At 63.6% G+C, this 445-nt stretch carries 1 protein-coding gene; it reads left to right on the top strand.

Translation table 11 applies throughout. The annotated features are described in order from the left end of the window. On the top strand, positions 1 to 445 hold a 445-nt coding region (locus JWG43_RS18385; protein WP_240193682.1), incomplete at both ends, for a Mur ligase family protein.

The following is a 445-nucleotide window of genomic DNA, read 5'->3' as shown; positions in this document are numbered from 1 at the left end:
GTGCAGGTGCTGGTCAAATCCACGGCCATCGCCGAGGACAACCCCGAAGTGGTGGAAGCGCGTCGCCGCAACATCGCCATCATCCCCCGCGCCGAGATGCTGGCCGAACTGATGCGCCTGCGCCAGGGCGTGGCCATTGCCGGTACGCACGGCAAGACCACCACCACGTCCCTGACGGCCTCCATCTTCGACACGGCCGGTCTGGACCCCACGGTCATCATCGGGGGGCGTCTCAATGTCTACGGCACCAACGCCCATCTGGGTAGCGGCCACTACCTCATCGCCGAAGCCGATGAATCCGACGGCTCCTTCCTTTGCCTGTTCCCCATCATCAACGTGGTCACCAACGTGGACGAAGACCATCTGGACCACTACGGGACCCGGCAGGCCATCGACGACGCCTTCGTCCAGTTCATGAACAAGGTGCCGTTCTACGGCCTCAACG

Source organism: Desulfobulbus alkaliphilus (assembly GCF_016918545.1).
Lineage (GTDB): Bacteria > Desulfobacterota > Desulfobulbia > Desulfobulbales > Desulfobulbaceae > Desulfobulbus > Desulfobulbus alkaliphilus.
Note: the sequence above shows the minus strand (reverse complement) of the source record. Positions and strands in the feature narration are given on the sequence as shown.